The organism is Phenylobacterium sp. (assembly GCF_004799515.1).
Taxonomy (GTDB): Bacteria; Pseudomonadota; Alphaproteobacteria; order Caulobacterales; family Caulobacteraceae; genus Phenylobacterium.
In genome coordinates this window covers 1-15,356 of sequence record NZ_SSMX01000022.1, presented here as the reverse complement: position 1 = coordinate 15,356, position 15,356 = coordinate 1, and the positions used below count along the sequence as shown (strand labels likewise).

Sequence of the window (15,356 nt, the reverse complement as noted above, 5' to 3'; positions counted from 1 at the left end):
GCGTAAAGGTGATCGCCGCCGTCAACGTCGTCTTGCCATGGTCAACGTGACCAATCGTGCCAATGTTGCAGTGCGGCTTATTGCGTTCGAATTTCTCTTTGGCCATCGGGGTCCTACGGGCGTTGTTTCAAGTGGATTGGGAACCTGGAGCGGGTAGCGGGAATCGAACCCGCATATTCAGCTTGGAAGGCTGCTGCACTACCATTGTGCTATACCCGCCGGATGAACTCTCTCTTCTGACGGCTTCGAGGCGTGGTGGGGGAAGTAGGACTCGAACCTACGAAGGCGTACGCCAGGGGATTTACAGTCCCCCCCCTTTGCCACTCGGGACATTCCCCCGCGCGCTCGGAGCCACGTCGAGGCCTTCGAACAAAAAGCTTCCGCTGCAGGATGCGAGAGGCATAAGAGCGCCGGACTCGGGGTCTTGCAGGCGGCAGCCCGTCTTGGGCCCCAATTTGGAGCGCGTCTTATAGTGGCCTCGCACCCCGAACGCAACGACGCCCGGCGGGGCCGGAATCGTCATGGCCACGGAGGGTTTCACAGGCGCCCTGCGGGACGCGCGGAGGCCGGCGCAGACGACTGGATATGGGGCTGGCACGCGGTGGAAGCGGCGCTGGCCAATCCGCGCCGCGAGCCCGCCCAGCTGATTCTCGCCACCGCCGACCGCGCCCGGCAGCTCGAGGCGCGATTCGGCCGTCTCGGCGCCTTGGAGACCGCCGAGGTCCAGCGCATCGCCCAGGCCCTGCCCCAAGGCTCCGTGCACCAGGGCGTGGCGCTGAAGGGCCCGGCGCCGGAGGACGCAGGCCTGGCGGACTTCGAGCCCCGGCGCGGCGCGGTGGTCCTGATGCTCGACCAGGTGACCGATCCGCAGAACGTCGGGGCCATCCTGCGCTCGGCCGCGGCCTTCGGAGCGGTGGGCGTGGTGCTGCAGGACCGCCACGCGCCGAAGCTGACCGGCGCGCTGGCCAAGGCGGCCGCGGGCGCGGTGGACGCGGTGCCGGTGGCCCGGGTGGTCAATCTGTCGCGCGCCCTCGACGAGCTGACCGCCGTCGGCTGGCGGGCCGTCGGCCTGGACGGCGAGGCCGAGCGGCCGCTGGGCGAGGTGCTGGACGGCGCGCCCACCGTGCTGGTGATGGGCTCCGAGGGCGAGGGCCTGCGCCGGCTGGTGGCCGAGCACTGCGACGAGCTCGCCCGCATCCCCATGCCCGGCGGCTTCGAGAGCCTGAACGTCTCGGCCGCCGCGGCCGTGGCGCTCTACGAAGCGGCGAGGCCCCGGCCCTGACATGCTGAGTCATCTCGCCGAGTGGGTTACGCCGGGCGCCTGGGCGGCGTTTTTCCAGGTGGTGTTCATCGACCTGGCGCTGGCCGGGGACAACGCGGTGGCCGTGGGCATCGCCGCCGCTGGCCTGCCGAAGGAGGACCGGCGCAAGGCTATCGTGCTGGGCCTGGGCGGGGCGGTGGTGATGCTGATCGGCTTCGCGCTGATCGCCACCCTGCTCCTGAAGATCGTGGGCCTCGGCCTAGCCGGCGGCGTCCTGCTGCTCTGGGTCTGCTGGAAGATGTGGCGCGACCTGCGCAAGCGCGGCCGCGAGGACTGCGCCGAGGGCGAAGCGGCGCTGGAGGAAACCACCGGCGTCAAGATCGGCGGCGCGGCCAAGACCCAGCCCAAGCCCAAGACGCTGGCCCAGGCTCTGATGCAGATCCTGCTCGCGGACCTCGCCATGTCGCTGGACAATGTGCTGGCGGTGGCCGGCGCGGCGCGCGACCACCCGCTGGTGCTGGCCGCGGGCCTCCTGCTGTCGATCACCCTCACGGGCCTGGCCGCGAGCTGGATCGCCAAGCTGCTGCACCGCTTCCGCTGGATCGGCTACGTCGGCTTGGCGATCGTCATCTATGTGGCCGGCCACATGATCTGGGATGGCACCCGTTCGGTGGCCATCGAGACCGGCGAGACGCGCATCTACAACGCCGCCATGCCCGACCTCTTCGACATCAAGCCGTCAGAGGAGAAGAAGAAGCAGGGCCACTAGGCCCCGCGCCTCAGGCCGCTTCCGGACCGCCGAAACGCTCCCGCCATTCGGCGACCTGGGTATCCTCTACCTTGCGGAACAGGACATCCGGCGCCTTCACCGGCCGGCCCTCGGGCAGGATCGCCAGCACGGGGCTCCCGTCCAGCACCGGCCAGCGGCCCGGGAAGGCCTCGCCCACCGACAGCGCGACGGTCTCGGCGGCGAAGGGGATGAAGGGTTCGCAGATCTTGGCGAATAGGGCGACCAGGTTCAGGCCCGTGCGCACGCCCACGGCGGCGCGTCCGGGATCGGTCTTGAACGCCGTCCAGGGCGCGGCCTCGGTCAGGTAGCCGTTGCCCAGCACCCAGAGCTGGCGCAGCGCCGTCGCCGCCTTGCGGAACTCGCGGCCTTCCAGGTGCTCGGTCAACTCGCGCAGCTTGGCCAGGACATCGGCCTCCAGCTTCTCCTCAAGCGGCCCGGCCGCGCCGCCTTCGGGGACCTTCCCCTCGAAGCGGCTCTCGGTGAACTTCAGGATGCGGTTGACGAAGTTGCCCAGCACATCGGCCAGGTCGGCGTTCACCTGCGCCTGGAACTGCTCCCAGGTGAAGGTGGCGTCGGAGGTCTCCGGCGTGTTGGCGGTGACCCACCAGCGCCAGTAGTCAGCGGGCAGCAGCTCCAGCGCATGGTCCATGAAGACACCGCGCTTCTGCGAGGTCGAGAACTTGCCGCCGTAGTAGTCGAGCCAGTTGAAGCCCTTGAGCTGGTCGACCAGCTTCCAGGGCGCATTGTTGACCGGGGTGAACTTGCCGTCGGCGCCCAGCGTCTCGTTGATCCCGAACAGGGTGCAGGGGAAGCCCACGGTGTGGAATGGCACGTTGTCCTTGCCCATGAACTCCACATAGGTGACGTCCGCGGCGGCCGGCTCGCGCCACCAGCGCTCCCAGTCCGCGTCGGGCGCCGGTCCGGTCCCCGCCTCTGCGGCGCGGGCGTCGGCCCACTCCCAGGTCGCGGCGATGTATTCGATGGGGGCGTCGAACCAGACGTAGAAGACCTTGCCCGCCAGGCCCTCGATGTCCGGCGTCCGGCCCTCGGGGTTCGGGCCCCACTCGAAGGCGTTGACCGGCACGCCCCATTCCAGGTCGCGGGTGATTCCGCGGTCCTGCAGCCCCTCGTCGAGCCACTTCAGCGCGATGGAGGTGACGAGCAACGGCCAGCGGTCGCGCTTCGCCTCGATCCAGTGGCGCAGCTTCCCGGCGAACAGGCTCTGGCGCAGGAAGAGATGCTTGGAGCCGCGGATCTCGATGTCGGTTGAGCCGGACACCGCCGAGCGCGGATGGATCAGGTCGGCGGGGTCCAGCACGCGGGTGCAGTTCTCGCACTGGTCGCCGCGGGCGCTCTCGTAACCGCAGTGCGGACAGGTGCCGATGACGTAGCGGTCGGGCAGGAAGCGCTTGTCGGCGTTGGAATAGACCTGCTGGGTGACCCGCTCCTCGATGAAGCCGGCCTCCCAGAGCTGCTGGGCGAAACGCTGGGTCAGCCGGTGATTCTGCGGCGACGACGAGCGTCCAAAATGGTCCCAGCTGAGGCCGAATGCGCGGCCCAGGTCGTGCTGGATCTGGTGCTGCTCGGCGCAGAAGGTCGCCGGATCCTGGCCCTTTTCCGCCGCGGCCAGCTCGGTCGGCGTGCCGTGCTCGTCGGTGGCGCAGATATAGAGCGTCTCGCGGCCCCGGCTGCGCTGGAAGCGCGCATAGACGTCGGCCGGCAGCATGGAGCCCGCCAGCGTCCCCAGGTGCTTGATCCCATTGATGTAGGGCAGCGCGGACGTGATCAGGATGCGGGACATGGCTCGGATTCAGGGCTCTGCGCGGGCGTCGAGACGGGAGCGGCGCTTATAGGCCGTGGCTCGGCGTTCGCCAAAGCCCCCGCGCGGAGAATTGAGCTCCCGGCTCCGGGGAGCCGCCCGTGGCTAGGCCGAAAGGCGCATCCGGCGGCGCTGGGCGCGCACGGTCGAGCCGGCGGCGCCGAAGCCCAGGATCATCAGGAGCCAGGCGGCCGGTTCCGGCACAGCCGCCGGCGGGTCGGGATCGCCGCCCGGAGGAGTCTGCGGCAAGCCCGGAGGATCGCCGCCCGGCGGGTTGCTGGGGGCGCCGTTCGGCTGGCCGCCGCCACCGCCGCACGCGACGAAGCAAGGCGGGTCGCCGCCCGACGGCGGGGAGCCGCCCGTCGGGGGATTGTCGCCCAGGGGCGGCGTGTTCGGAGGCGGCGGAGGCGGCGTGATGACTGGACCGCCGGGATCGCCGGGCGGGCTTCCGCCACCCGCGCCGCCGGAGCCGCCGGAACCACCGGGCGCGCCGCCGCCCAACGGGGTCCCGGCGCCGGCGCCACCGCTGCCGCCATTGCCGCCGTCGCCACCGCTGGAACCGCCGTCGCCGGCGGTGTGGGAGCCGCTGTTGCTGTCCATGCCCTCAAACGGGCTGCCGTTGTCGCCGTGCGAACCGCCCGGCACCTGGTCGGAATTGTTGTTGGCGTTGTCGCGGCCGCCATCGCGCGCATTGGCGAAGGCCGCCAGCGACATCAACCCGTTCTCGCCGTTCGGGACAAAGCCGCCCGACAACGAGCCGTCGTTACCGTCGCCCGGCCCGTAGTTGCGCCGCGGACCGCCTGGCTGATCCTGGAACGCGAATTGGTAAGCGCCGCCGGCGCCCTGGGAACCGCCGCCCGCCGAACCGCCGTCCGAGGACTGCTGTGTCTCGATTTGGCTATAGCCGCCGTAGGACGGGCCATTGCCGGCGGTTTGAGAAGACGGCGCCTCATCCTGATGGCCGCTGCCATTCGAATAGGCCATCGCGCCCGCGGCGACGAACGTCGCCACGGCGGTGAGGAGAAATCGCTTGGCGAGTCTCGATCTGGAACGGGCTGGGACCATGGTGCTCACGATGCAACTATCGTGCAGCTCGTTCGAAATTTCAATTATGCTTCTGTTATCCAAACAGTGGTTTTCACTGAGCTGTGCGCCAACGACACACCGTTAACCTTGGTGATCACTACGAAAATTCCCCTCAGCGGTGTATAGTCTCTTCAGAAATTCCCCTCACAGGGGAGCGACCCTTTCGAACCAGGGACGCGCCTGCTCCAATTGGCCCGCCAGGCGGAACAGCGTGGCCTCCCCGCCCATCCGCGCCACGAACTGCAAGCCGATGGGCAAGCCGGACTGGCTCCAGGCCAGCGGCACGGTCATGGCCGGTTGCCCCGTGTTATTAAACGCTTGAGTATTCGGCATAAAAGCGAACAGGCGCTCCGCGGCGACAGCCGGGTCCTCGAGGATCCAGCCGATGGGGATAGCCGGGCTGCCGAGGGTCGACAGCAGCAGCACGTCATAGCTTTCGAACAGTTCGGCCTGGGCGCGGGTATAAGCGTGGATAGCCGTCAGGGCGCGGACGTAAGCCGAGGCCGTCACGGCCGATCCGCGACGATAGGTCGCCATGGTGAACGTTTCGATTTCACCGTTATCGATAGACTTACCGCGCCGTTCGGCGTGCGCGTCGAGATTTGCCGCAATACTGGCGGAGATCACCTGCCCCGCCGCCTGGGCCATCGCCGCGACGTCTCCCGGAATCGCCCGCTCCTCGACGGCATGGCCGAGGTCTTCGCAAAGCCGCGCGGTCTGGCGCACCGCCTCGGCGCATTCCGGGTCGATGCCAGGGGCCTGCATGGCGCCGGCCATGAAGGCGATCCGCAGCCGGCCTGGCTCGCGCTCCACCTCCTCGACGAAGGGACGCTCCGGCGGGCTGAGGAAATAGGGATCGCCGGACTGCGGGCGGCAGGTCGCGTCCAACAGGGCGGCGGAATCGCGCACCGAACGGGTGACCGCGTGCTGGATCGAGGCGCCGCCCCAGCCCTCGCCGAGCGGCGCGAAGGAGACCCGCCCGCGCGACGGCTTCAGGCCGAACAGGCCGCAGCAGGAGGCCGGCGTGCGGATCGAGCCGCCGCCGTCGCTGGCGTGGGCGGCCGGCACGATGCCCGCCGCCACCGCCGCGGCCGCCCCGCCGGACGAGCCGCCCGGGGTCCGCCCCAGGTCCCAGGGGTTGCGGCAGACGCCCAGCAGCTCCGATTCAGTCATCGGCCACAGGCCGAACTCCGGAGTGTTGGTCTTGCCGAAGATCGAGAGCCCGGCGGCCTTGTAGGCGGTCGTGATCGCGCTGTCGGCCGGCGCGACCGACTCGGCCATCAGCCGCGAGCCCATGGTGGTCGGCGTGCCCGCCAGCGCAGCGCCCAGGTCCTTCAGCAGGAACGGCACCCCGCGCAGGGCGCCGTGCTCCGCCGGCTCGGCGCGGGCCCGGTCGGTGAGGTCCATGGTCACCGCATTGATCTGCGGGTTGACCGCGGCCATCCGGCTCACAGCGGCGTCCAGCAACTCGTCGGGGCTCACCTCGCGGCGGGCCACCAGCCCGGCCAGGCCCACGGCGTCGTGGCGGCGATAGTCTTCGAAGTCCATGCGGATCACCCTGGTTAGCCGGCGCCCACGCAAGCACGGCCAGGGACGCGATCCAACCCCGCTGTCAGGATTGGTGCCGGATGCAGGACTCGAACCCGCGACCTTCGGTTTACAAAACCGCTGCTCTACCAGCTGAGCTAATCCGGCCACTGCGTCCGGGCTTTAGCGAGGAACGCCGGTAATGTCAGCTATCTCGTCGGTCCGCGCCCAAGAGGTGGGACGCCTCGGGCTTAGCCGAGGCCCCGAGCCCTTATGGCCGCCGCAGCTCTGACGGCAATGATCGCGGGCGATAAGACGGACCGTCTGTAACCTCACTGTAACCCCCTGGAGACCGTATTTAACCTCACGGCCGCGCCTCATGCGACCTATGGCCTTCGCAACATCATCCTGGGGGAATCCCTTGAAGCGCCTTCTGATCCTCGCGGCATGCGCCGCCCTCCCGCTGCCGCTGCTGTTGGCCTGCCAACCCAAGCCAACGCCCTCGCCGGCCAAGTACAATACGGAGGCCTTGGATCTTAAGGCGTTCATGGCGAACGTCGTGGATCCGAACTCGGACGCCCTCTGGGCGGCTTCCGGCACGGTGGACACGGCTACGGGCACAAAGGACAACTCGCCGACGACCGAGGCCGGTTGGCAGGCGATGCAGTCGCAGGCCGCGGTGTTGATCGAGGCGGGGAACTCTCTGCAATTGCCAGGGCGCCCCCGAGCGCCGGAAGCTGACTTCTACAAATTCGCCCAGCAGCTCACCGCCCAAGCGGTCCTGGTGAAAGCCGCCGTGGACAAGCGCGACAAGGACGCCATCTACACGGAAGGCGCGAAACTCTATCTGGTCTGCACGGCCTGCCACGCCGAGTTCCTCATCGGCCCGTTGATCAAGGGCGGCGGGCGCCCCGCGGGGACCCTGCCGGATTGGCCGGCCGACATCGAGGCCAAGCAGAAGTCGTACGTGACTGCGCACGGACCTGAGGCGCCGGTCGCGAAGGTCCCGCAGCTGGACGGCGACAACATTCCCAAGTGACCTGACCACCTTCCGGGCGGTGTAAGCGGCCGAGACGGCGCCACCGCCCCTTCTCCTTGGGGTATCCATGACTTTTTCAATGCGCCTTGGCGCAGCGGGGAAACTTGCACTCATTTCTACGACGGCGAGCCGCGTGTTCGTCGCCACCGCCGCGCTCGCCCTGATCGGGGCCGCCGCGCACGCCGAGGCCGCACCCGCGGCCGCCAACGACCAGCCGACCGCCGGCCACGTCGTGGGCGCCCCCGCCAGCCCGGCGGCCAAGGGCGCGGCGAAGGCGGCGGCCACGCCGCAGGCCTCCGAGGTCGTGGTCACCGGCTCGCACCTCAACCTGCTGGGCACGGCGATCACCGCCAGCCAGGGCTCGATCACCGAGGAAGAGCTGCAGATCCGTCCCGTCTACCGCGTGGGCCAGCTCTTGGAGACCACGCCGGGCCTGGTGGTCACGGTCCACTCGGGCGAGGGCAAGGCCCAGCAATACCTGCTGCGCGGCTTCAACCTCGACCACGGCACCGACATCGCCAACTTCGTCGACGACATGCCGGTGAACCGCTCCACCAACACCCACGGCCAGGGCTATTCCGACTCGAACTTCATGCTGCCGGAGATGTTCAACGGCCTCGACTACACGAAGGGCCCCTATTACGCCTCGGTGGGCGACTTCGGCGCGGTGGCCTCGACCCACGTGAAGATGGCCAACGAGATCCCCAACCAGATGTCGCTGAGCGCCGGCACGCTCGGCGTCTACAACGGCTTCATCGGCGGCGCCTATCACATCGATGACCGAGATCGGATCGTCGGCGGCTTCTACCTGGGCCATGTGGACGGGCCGTTCACCCACCCCGACAACTTCCGCAAGATCGACGGGGTCATACGCTACAGCCACGGCGAGCCGGACGACGGCTATGATGTCACGGCCATGTACTACAAGGGCCAGGGCAACCTCACGACCGACCAGCCGCTGCGCGCGATCCAGGAAGGCCTGATCGGCCGCTTCGGCACCCTCGATCCCTCGGACGGCAGCGGCTCGGAGCGGTTCAGCCTGTCCGGCCACTACGCCGCGAGGGGCGACGACTGGACCTTCACCTCCAGCGCCTACGCCATCCGCTGGCGGATGTTCCTCTACAACGACTTCACCCACTTCCTGGACGACCCGGTGAACGGCGACCAGGAGCGTCAGGGCGAGGCCCGCGACACCTTCGGCGGCCAGACGGCGTTCCACTACCTGCACGACTTCGGCGGCATCACCACCGACACCGTCGTCGGCCTGCAGGTCCGCTACGACGACGCCTATGTCGACCGCCGTCATACCGTCGACCGACAGGTCCTCGACTACTGCGAGATCGCGCAAGCCACCGGACCGGCCGTCCCTGTGCCGGCCGTGGACGGCGCCTGCAACGCCGACCGAGTCCATCTGCTGGACCTCGGCCCCTACATCGAGAACACCACCAAATGGACCCCGTGGCTGCGCACCATCGTGGGCCTGCGCGAGGAGTACTATCACGCCACCGACCACAGCTTCATCACCGGCGACTCGTTCTCCGGCGACCAGACCCTTTTCCAGCCCAAGGGCTCGATCGTGCTGGGACCCTGGGAGAAGACCGAATTCTACCTGAGCGCCGGCCGCGGCTTCCACTCCGACGACGTGCGCGGCGTGTTCGGCACCGTCCCGATCGAGGGCGAGCCGGTCACCGCGGGCCGCACGCCCTTCCTGGCGCCGGCCACCGGCGAGGAGGTGGGCATGCGCACCAACATCATCCCCAAGGTCGCGTTGCAACTGGCGGTCTTCCAGGAGGACTTCAACTCCGAGCTGGCCTACGACGCCGACGCCGGCCAGGACGCCGCCAGCGCCCCCAGCCACCGCGAGGGCGTCGAGTTCTCCGGCCAGTACCGTCCGCTGCCCTGGCTGGAGCTGAACACCGACCTGGCCTTCTCCAAGGCCCGTTACACCGGCGACTTCGCCTCCTTCGGTCTGGCGCAGCCGTTCATCGCCAACGCGCCCAGCTTCATCGGCTCCTTCGGGGTGCTGGTGGACGACCTCGGGCCCTGGTTCGGCGGCCTGCAGTGGCGCGCGCTCGGCAAGTACCCGATCGACGACGGCGAGGAGTTCCCGCAGGACAAGGGCTACTCCGAGTTCAATGCGGACATCGGCTACAAGGTCAATCCGCACCTGCGCCTGCAGATGAGCGTGTTCAACCTCTTGAACACCAAGGCGGATTCCTCGGCCTACTTCTACACCTCGCGGCTGCCGGGCGAGCCTGCGGACGGCGTCGCCGGCTTCCAGGTCCACCCGCTGGAGCCGATCTCGGTGGTGTTCAAGGCGACGGCCTACTTCTAGGCCCCGGCGCCCGCCGCCAGGTAATCGACCGAGGCGCTGGGGCCCTCGCCCACGATGCGCGCCTCGACGTCGAAGACCTGCTTCAGCAGCGCCGGCGTCAGGACGCCGGCGGTCGGGCCGAAGGCGGCCAGCCGGCCGTTCTCCAACGCCATCAAGTGGGTCGAATAGCGCGCGGCGAGCGTCAGGTCGTGCAGGGCGGCCACGACCAGCTTGCCCTGCCCGGCCAGGGCCTTGAGGCGGCGCATGGTGTCGAGCGCGTGCTTGGGATCGAGGCCCGCCGTCGGCTCGTCGGCGATCAGCACCTGCGGGTCGCCGATCAGGGCCCGGGCGAGCATGGCGCGGGCCAGCTCGCCGCCAGAGAGCGTGGTCGCCGGCTGCAGCCGGTGGTCCAATAGGTCGCAGGCCTCGAGGGCCTGGGTCAGCCGGGGCTCCAGCCCGCCCGGCAGGCCGCCGAAGGCCGGCAGGTAGGGCGTCAGGCCCAACGCCACCAGACGCTCCACCGCGATCGGCCATTCCGCCCTGGGGTTCTGCGGCAGGTAGGCGCGGCGCCGGGCGAGGTCGCGGCGGTCGAGCCCTTCCAGCGCCTGCCCATCCAGGCTCACCGCGCCGCCGTCGGCCGCCATCAGGCCGGCCAGCACCGACAGCAGCGTCGACTTGCCCGCTCCGTTCGCGCCGACCAGCGCCACGAACGCCCCGTCCTCAAGGTCGAAGGAGACGTCGTCGACGATGGCCCGGCCGCCGCGCCTGACGGTGATGCGGGCGGCGCTCAGCCGGCTCATGGCGCGGTCTTCCGCACGCGGATCACCAGCCAGAAGAAGAAGGGCGCGCCCAGCAGGCTGGTCAGCACGCCCAGCCTCAGCTCCGTGTTGGTGTGGATCAGCCGCGTGCCGATGTCGGCGAGCAGCAGCAGGGCCGCGCCCGCCAGCGCCGAGGGCAAGAGCGTGCGGCTGGGCTGATAGCCGACGAACGGCCGGATCAGGTGCGGGGCCACCAGGCCGATGAAGCCCACCGCGCCCGTCACCGATGTCGCCGCCCCGACACAGAGGCCGACGCCCAACAGCGCCAGCACGCGGGTCCGGTCGAGGCGGATTCCCAGGCTCTCCGCCTGGAGGTCGCCCAAGGCCAGGGCGTCCACCGCCCGGCCCATGGTCGCCAGCACCGCCAGCCCCGCCGCTACGAACGGCGCGGCCAGCAGCACGTGGTCCCAGCTGCGCTCGGCCAGGGAGCCCAGCATCCAGACGTTCATCTCATAGGCCGCATAGGGACTGGGCGCGAAGTTCAATGCCAGCGCCAGGAAGGCGGCCATCAGGCTGGACGCCGCCGCTCCGGCCAGGATGAGGGTCAGGCTGCTGCCGCGCCCCAGCGCATAGGTGAGCGCGCCCGCCGCCACGGCGCCGGCCATGCCCAGGAGCGGCGTCGCCAGACCGAAGTTATGGCTGAGGCCGAAATAGATCGAGACCACCGCGCCCAGGGCCGCGCCGTTGGTCACACCCAAAAGGCCGGGCTCGGCCAGCGGATTGCGCAGCAGGCCCTGCAGCACCGCGCCGGACAGGCCCAGCGAGGCGCCCACCAGGATCGCCAGCACGGTGCGCGGTATGCGCAGCTCGGTGACCACTAGGCCGGCCATGGTCTGCGGGTGGAACATGCCCTGCGTCAACTCCGCGGGGCTCAGGCTCACCCGGCCGACGAACACCGAAGCGACAGCCGCCGCGGCCAGGACCAGCAGCGCCAGGATCGTGGGCAGCCCTGCGGGCCCGGGCCTCATCGGGCGGCCTCCTGTTTGGCGATCACCGCCTCCATCGCCTGGCGCAGGTCGCGCGCGCTATCCGCCGACTGCGGCAGGCCGCAGGTGTGGGCCACGTCGTTGTAGGCGATGCGCCGGCCCGCGTAGAGCGTCCGCACCACCCGGTGCTGCGCCTCGTCGGTGAGCAGCGACGGCTTGCCCAGCGCCGCGCCGCCGTAGAGCAACAGCTCCGGCCTAGCCGCCAGCAGCTCCTCCACCCCGAAACTGCCCTCGGAGTGGCCGGGCTGGGCGGCGATGTTGATCCCGCCGGCGGCGGTGATGATGGCGTCGGTCAGGCTGCCCTTGCCGGGCACTGCCGAACCGCCACTCCAGGCCACCACCCGCAGGCGGCGCTTCGGCGGATGGGCGGCGAGATCGGCCAGGGTCGCATCCATCCGTGCGATCAGGGCTTCGGCGCGCGCCGGCGCGCCCACCGCCTCGCCGACCTGGCGGACGATGTCGCGGATGTCGGCGAAGTTGTCGGCGTCCTTCACCGCCACCACGCGGGCGCCGACCTTGCCGGCCAGGGTGCGGATGAAGGGCGAGGCGAGCTCGCTGTCCAGCACCAGGTCCGGCTTGGCCCGGACGATATCCTCCGCCGAGCCGCGGTTGGTGGGCACGCCCGCATCGAGGCCCGGGAACAGCGCCTGGGCGCCGTCGTGCGCCAGGAACGACACCGAGGCGATCCGGCTCTTCGGCGCGAGCTGCAGCACCAGAAGGTCCGTGCAGAGGTTCAGCGACATGATCCGCTGCGGGGCCGCGCGCTCCGCGGCCGACGCCATAGGGCCGCCCGCGCCCGCAAGGACGGCGGCGATCCCGATGACGGCGGCGCGGAGCGCGGGTCTCATGGGTCAGAACCTCAGTCGGACGCCCGCGTAACCGGCCCGGCCCGCGCCCTGGAAGCTGAACACCTCCTGGTAGCCCTGGTCGAACAGGTTCTCGATCCGCCCATAGACCTCGATCTTGTCATTCAGCCGCCAGGTGGCGTTCAGGTTCACCAGGGTGAACGCCTTCAGGTCCACAAGGACCGGCGTGAACGACGGGTCGGTGAAGGCGACGTCGCCCTGCTTGCCGTTGTAGCGGACCGTCAGCGTCGCGGTGATCGGCAGGTTCGCAGGAGACCAGTTCAAGTTCGCGCTGGCGATATCCTTGGCGCGGCGCACGGCCTGGCCATCAAAGTCGGGATCGTCCACGCCGTTCAGGATCACCTCGCGCTGCTGCGGCGCGTCGAGATAGGTGTAGGCGAGATCGATCCGCCATTCCTGGGTCAACTGGCCGTCGGCGAACAGTTCGACACCCCGCTGCGGCGACGAGCCCGGCAGGTTGATCTCCGTCTCGACGCCGGTGGCGAAGCTGTCGGTGATGGTGTCGCGCAGCCGGTTGTCGAAATAGGTTGCGCCCACGTTGAGGCGGCCCTTGAGGAAGGTCTGGTCGACGCCGACCTCCCAGCCTTCGGACTTCTCGGGCTGCAGATTCGGGTTGCCCATGAAACGGCCGTCCTCGAAGCCGAACAGGTCGCTGAAGCTGGGGTTCTTGACGCCCGAACCCGCGGCGGCGTGGACGCGTGTCCCCTTGTCGAACCTGTAGCTGGCCTGCACGCGATAGGTGGTGTCGTCGGAGAACAGGTTGTTCCAGTCGTGCCGCACCGAGGCCATCAGCGAGGCCGCGTCCCTCCAGATCAGGTCGTACTCGCCGACGAGGCCGTAGGTGTCGATGTGCTCTTCACCCAGGAAGCCGCCGAAGGGCGAGACGGTCGTGCGCGAGGCGTTCTGCTCCCCGTCGACGGCGAGCGTCACCGTCTGCTTCCAGTCCCTGTCGCCGAAGCGGTAGGCGCTCTCGAAGGATTCCCGGTAGCGCATGCCGCGGTCCCCGCCGATCTTGACGATCGGCTGGCCGGCGAACGGAGCGTCGGTGTTGGCCACATCGAATTCCGTCCGCTGGGTGTCGGCGATCTGCGCGCTGACCGCGTTCGTCCAGTGTCCGTCGAAGGAGTCCAGCTGGGCCCGCACGAGGCCGTAGAAGGCGTCGTTGATGTAGTGGGCGCCCGGCGAGTCGAAGGTCAGGCCGAAGGTCTTCGGCTGGCTGGGGTCCTGGCCCTGATCGTTGGTGTCGGCGTCGGTGTAGCTGTAGCGGGCCACCCCGGTGATGTGCAGATTGTCCAGCGGCGACCAGATCAGCTTGGCCGAGACGCCGGCGCTGTCGGAGCCCACGTTGCGGGCGCCGCCCACGGCGGTGGGAAAGCCGTCGGTGTGCAGGCCGCTGGCCGAGAGCGCGTAGTCCACATCGCCCTCGACGCCCGCCACCCGCGCGCCGCCGGAGTAGGTCCCCATGGAGCCGCCCTCGGCGTTGACGCGGATGCCCGGCGCCTCCTTGCCCGTGAGCGTGGTGTAAGAGATCACCCCACCGATGGCGTCGGACCCGTAGAGCGCCGACTGCTGGCCGCGCAGGACTTCGATGCGGGCGTCCGGGTCGGCGATGATGGTGCCGAAGTCGTACTCGTCGAAGAACGGGTCCGAGGCCTTGATCCCGTCGATCGTCACCAGGGTCTGGTTGGCCTCCGCGCCGCGGATGCGGATCTCGGTGAGCCCGCCGACCGCGCCGGTGCGGCTGACCGCCACGCCGGGGACGTCGCGCAGCACGTCGGAGACCACTACCGTCTGGCGCTGTTGCAGGGCCTGGTCGTCGATCACCGTGACCGAGGCGCCGATCAGGTCGATGGGCGTGGCGTCGCCGGACCGGGAGGCCGTGACCACCAGCGGGTCGACGACCGGGTCACTCGCTGGCGGGGTGTTGGCCGGCGGGTCGGCCGCGAACGCCGTCAGCGGCGCGGCCAGGGAAAGCGCCAGCAGGCTGGCGCCGAAGAGATATCTGGGCATCGAAGCCCCTCCGTTGTCATCGCGTCTGAACGACTGACGGAGAGCCTCCATCGGGCGATACGCCCAACGGCCGACGCGCCGGCGGCGCGGACGCTGCGAAGCGCGCCGAACCGGCCCGGTCGAAACGGCTCCCCACCGCTTCTGCTCGTCGCTCAGACGGAAGACCGCGCTCCGGATTCGCACTGATCCGAAAGCTCGAGCGACACGCACCGGCCGGTTTCCTGGCTCGCGGGTCATCGCCACATACGCAGACCTTCCCAGGCCTTGCGGCCCAGTGGCTGGCAAAGGGTAAGACCCCTTCGCCGATGCGTATGCGCTCACCGCTCACAGTTGCAGGGACAGCCGCAGATCGGCGGCTCAAAGAAGCCGCCTACCGCGTTCCCGATTAAGCCCGAGGGCTCCGGTGCGCCTTGTAGTCACCCGCCAGCTGGCGGGCGGCCGCAGCTGATGGCCTAGCTGTGACGGCGCCTCTTTGGCGAGATTTCACCGACTTGTCCATGAAGGGGCTCAAACCGTCCGATGAGCGGGCGCCAGCGTTCAGAGACCGGAGGCCAGCTACGGTGAACTGTAACCCCCGGTAACATGCCCGGAACCGTTCTCTACTTGATCAGTGACCGTCGAGCTGTCCACGTCCTAGGCTCGGCTTCAAGGATCGAGTCTGTTTGGACCGCAAACCGCCAGTTAAAGCGACCGCGACGAGCGTCATTTCAAATGTGATTTCAATCGGGAGACTTCGCCGATGATCGGCGCATTCTTGAACTGGCTGGAGCACTCGCTCGGCAAGGGGCCGTCGCCGGACGCGCAGTCGTGGAGCGAGGCCCTGCTGGGGTCGCTGAACTT

General features: G+C 69.3%; 12 protein-coding genes, 3 tRNA genes and 1 riboswitch. Of the genes, 4 read left to right on the top strand and 11 right to left on the bottom strand.

Annotation, left to right across the window (positions count from 1 at the left end):
* From E8A49_RS08680 to E8A49_RS08670, 3 genes are all read right to left on the bottom strand, one after another.
* The coding region (locus E8A49_RS08680) for a GTP-binding protein (RefSeq protein ID WP_293376298.1) at positions 1-106 on the bottom strand (106 nt) is incomplete at its 3' end.
* 39 nt (positions 107-145) lie between these two features.
* Positions 146-219, bottom strand: a tRNA-Gly gene (locus E8A49_RS08675).
* A gap of 34 nt (positions 220-253) precedes the next feature.
* Positions 254-339, bottom strand: a tRNA-Tyr gene (locus tag E8A49_RS08670).
* A gap of 133 nt (positions 340-472) precedes the next feature.
* Here E8A49_RS08670 and rlmB point away from each other — a divergent pair.
* Together rlmB and E8A49_RS08660 are read left to right on the top strand one after the other, a co-directional pair.
* Complete coding sequence (gene rlmB, locus E8A49_RS08665; protein WP_293379125.1) at positions 473-1,282, top strand: 23S rRNA (guanosine(2251)-2'-O)-methyltransferase RlmB; 810 nt, start codon at positions 473-475, stop codon at positions 1,280-1,282.
* Between the two features lies 1 nt (position 1,283).
* Positions 1,284-2,030 (top strand): YjbE family putative metal transport protein, encoded by a 747-nt coding sequence (locus tag E8A49_RS08660; RefSeq protein ID WP_293379122.1) that lies wholly within the window; start codon positions 1,284-1,286, stop codon positions 2,028-2,030.
* A 10-nt stretch (positions 2,031-2,040) separates the two neighbouring features.
* Here E8A49_RS08660 and metG read toward each other — a convergent pair whose 3' ends face one another.
* The 4 genes from metG to E8A49_RS08640 form a co-directional block, all read right to left on the bottom strand.
* Entirely contained in the window at positions 2,041-3,852 is a 1,812-nt protein-coding gene (gene metG / locus E8A49_RS08655) for a methionine--tRNA ligase (protein WP_293379119.1), read from the bottom strand.
* Between the two features lie 123 nt (positions 3,853-3,975).
* Positions 3,976-4,998 (bottom strand): PEPxxWA-CTERM sorting domain-containing protein, encoded by a 1,023-nt coding sequence (locus E8A49_RS08650; protein WP_293379117.1) that lies wholly within the window; start codon positions 4,996-4,998, stop codon positions 3,976-3,978.
* Positions 4,999-5,100: 102 nt separating this feature from the next.
* The gene (locus tag E8A49_RS08645; protein ID WP_293379114.1) at positions 5,101-6,504 is read right to left on the bottom strand and encodes an amidase; all 1,404 of its coding nucleotides are present in this window, start codon (positions 6,502-6,504) and stop codon (positions 5,101-5,103) included.
* A 71-nt stretch (positions 6,505-6,575) separates the two neighbouring features.
* Positions 6,576-6,651: transfer RNA gene (locus tag E8A49_RS08640), tRNA-Thr, on the bottom strand.
* 253 nt (positions 6,652-6,904) lie between these two features.
* Here E8A49_RS08640 and E8A49_RS08635 point away from each other — a divergent pair.
* Positions 6,905-7,522: a hypothetical protein gene (locus tag E8A49_RS08635; RefSeq protein ID WP_293379111.1), complete on the top strand. Its 618-nt coding sequence runs from the start codon at positions 6,905-6,907 to the stop codon at positions 7,520-7,522.
* 133 nt (positions 7,523-7,655) lie between these two features.
* On the top strand, positions 7,656-9,857 hold the full coding sequence (locus tag E8A49_RS08630) for a TonB-dependent receptor (RefSeq protein WP_293379108.1): 2,202 nt from the start codon (positions 7,656-7,658) through the stop codon (positions 9,855-9,857).
* On the opposite strand, the gene E8A49_RS08625 is transcribed toward E8A49_RS08630, so the two are convergent.
* From E8A49_RS08625 to E8A49_RS08610, 4 genes are read right to left on the bottom strand one after another with little or no spacing between them, the layout of a single operon-like run.
* Entirely contained in the window at positions 9,854-10,636 is a 783-nt protein-coding gene (locus tag E8A49_RS08625; RefSeq protein ID WP_293379105.1) for an ABC transporter ATP-binding protein, read from the bottom strand. The two genes, E8A49_RS08630 and E8A49_RS08625, sit on opposite strands and share 4 nt — an antisense overlap.
* Positions 10,633-11,622, bottom strand: a complete 990-nt coding sequence (locus E8A49_RS08620) for an iron ABC transporter permease (protein ID WP_293379102.1) — start codon at positions 11,620-11,622, stop codon at positions 10,633-10,635. Before E8A49_RS08620 ends, E8A49_RS08625 begins: the two co-directional genes overlap by 4 nt.
* Positions 11,619-12,488 carry an ABC transporter substrate-binding protein gene (locus E8A49_RS08615; protein WP_293379099.1) on the bottom strand — a complete coding sequence of 290 codons (870 nt, stop codon included), beginning with the start codon at positions 12,486-12,488 and terminating at the stop codon, positions 11,619-11,621. The genes E8A49_RS08620 and E8A49_RS08615 overlap by 4 nt, the downstream gene beginning before the upstream one ends.
* A 3-nt stretch (positions 12,489-12,491) precedes the next feature.
* Positions 12,492-14,516, bottom strand: coding sequence for a TonB-dependent receptor (locus E8A49_RS08610; protein ID WP_293379096.1), 2,025 nt, complete (start codon positions 14,514-14,516; stop codon positions 12,492-12,494).
* A 193-nt stretch (positions 14,517-14,709) separates the two neighbouring features.
* Positions 14,710-14,936: riboswitch (cobalamin riboswitch) on the bottom strand.
* Positions 14,937-15,356: the final 420 nt, after the last annotated feature.

Coding starts and splice junctions, on each gene's coding strand:
- E8A49_RS08615 (WP_293379099.1), bottom strand. CDS start 12,488: ATGAGACCCGCGCTCCGCGCCGCCGTCATCGGGATCGCCGCCGTCCTT.
- E8A49_RS08620 (WP_293379102.1), bottom strand. CDS start 11,622: ATGAGGCCCGGGCCCGCAGGGCTGCCCACGATCCTGGCGCTGCTGGTC.
- E8A49_RS08660 (WP_293379122.1), top strand. CDS start 1,284: ATGCTGAGTCATCTCGCCGAGTGGGTTACGCCGGGCGCCTGGGCGGCG.
- E8A49_RS08625 (WP_293379105.1), bottom strand. CDS start 10,636: ATGAGCCGGCTGAGCGCCGCCCGCATCACCGTCAGGCGCGGCGGCCGG.
- E8A49_RS08645 (WP_293379114.1), bottom strand. CDS start 6,504: ATGGACTTCGAAGACTATCGCCGCCACGACGCCGTGGGCCTGGCCGGG.
- E8A49_RS08610 (WP_293379096.1), bottom strand. CDS start 14,516: ATGCCCAGATATCTCTTCGGCGCCAGCCTGCTGGCGCTTTCCCTGGCC.
- metG (WP_293379119.1), bottom strand. CDS start 3,852: ATGTCCCGCATCCTGATCACGTCCGCGCTGCCCTACATCAATGGGATC.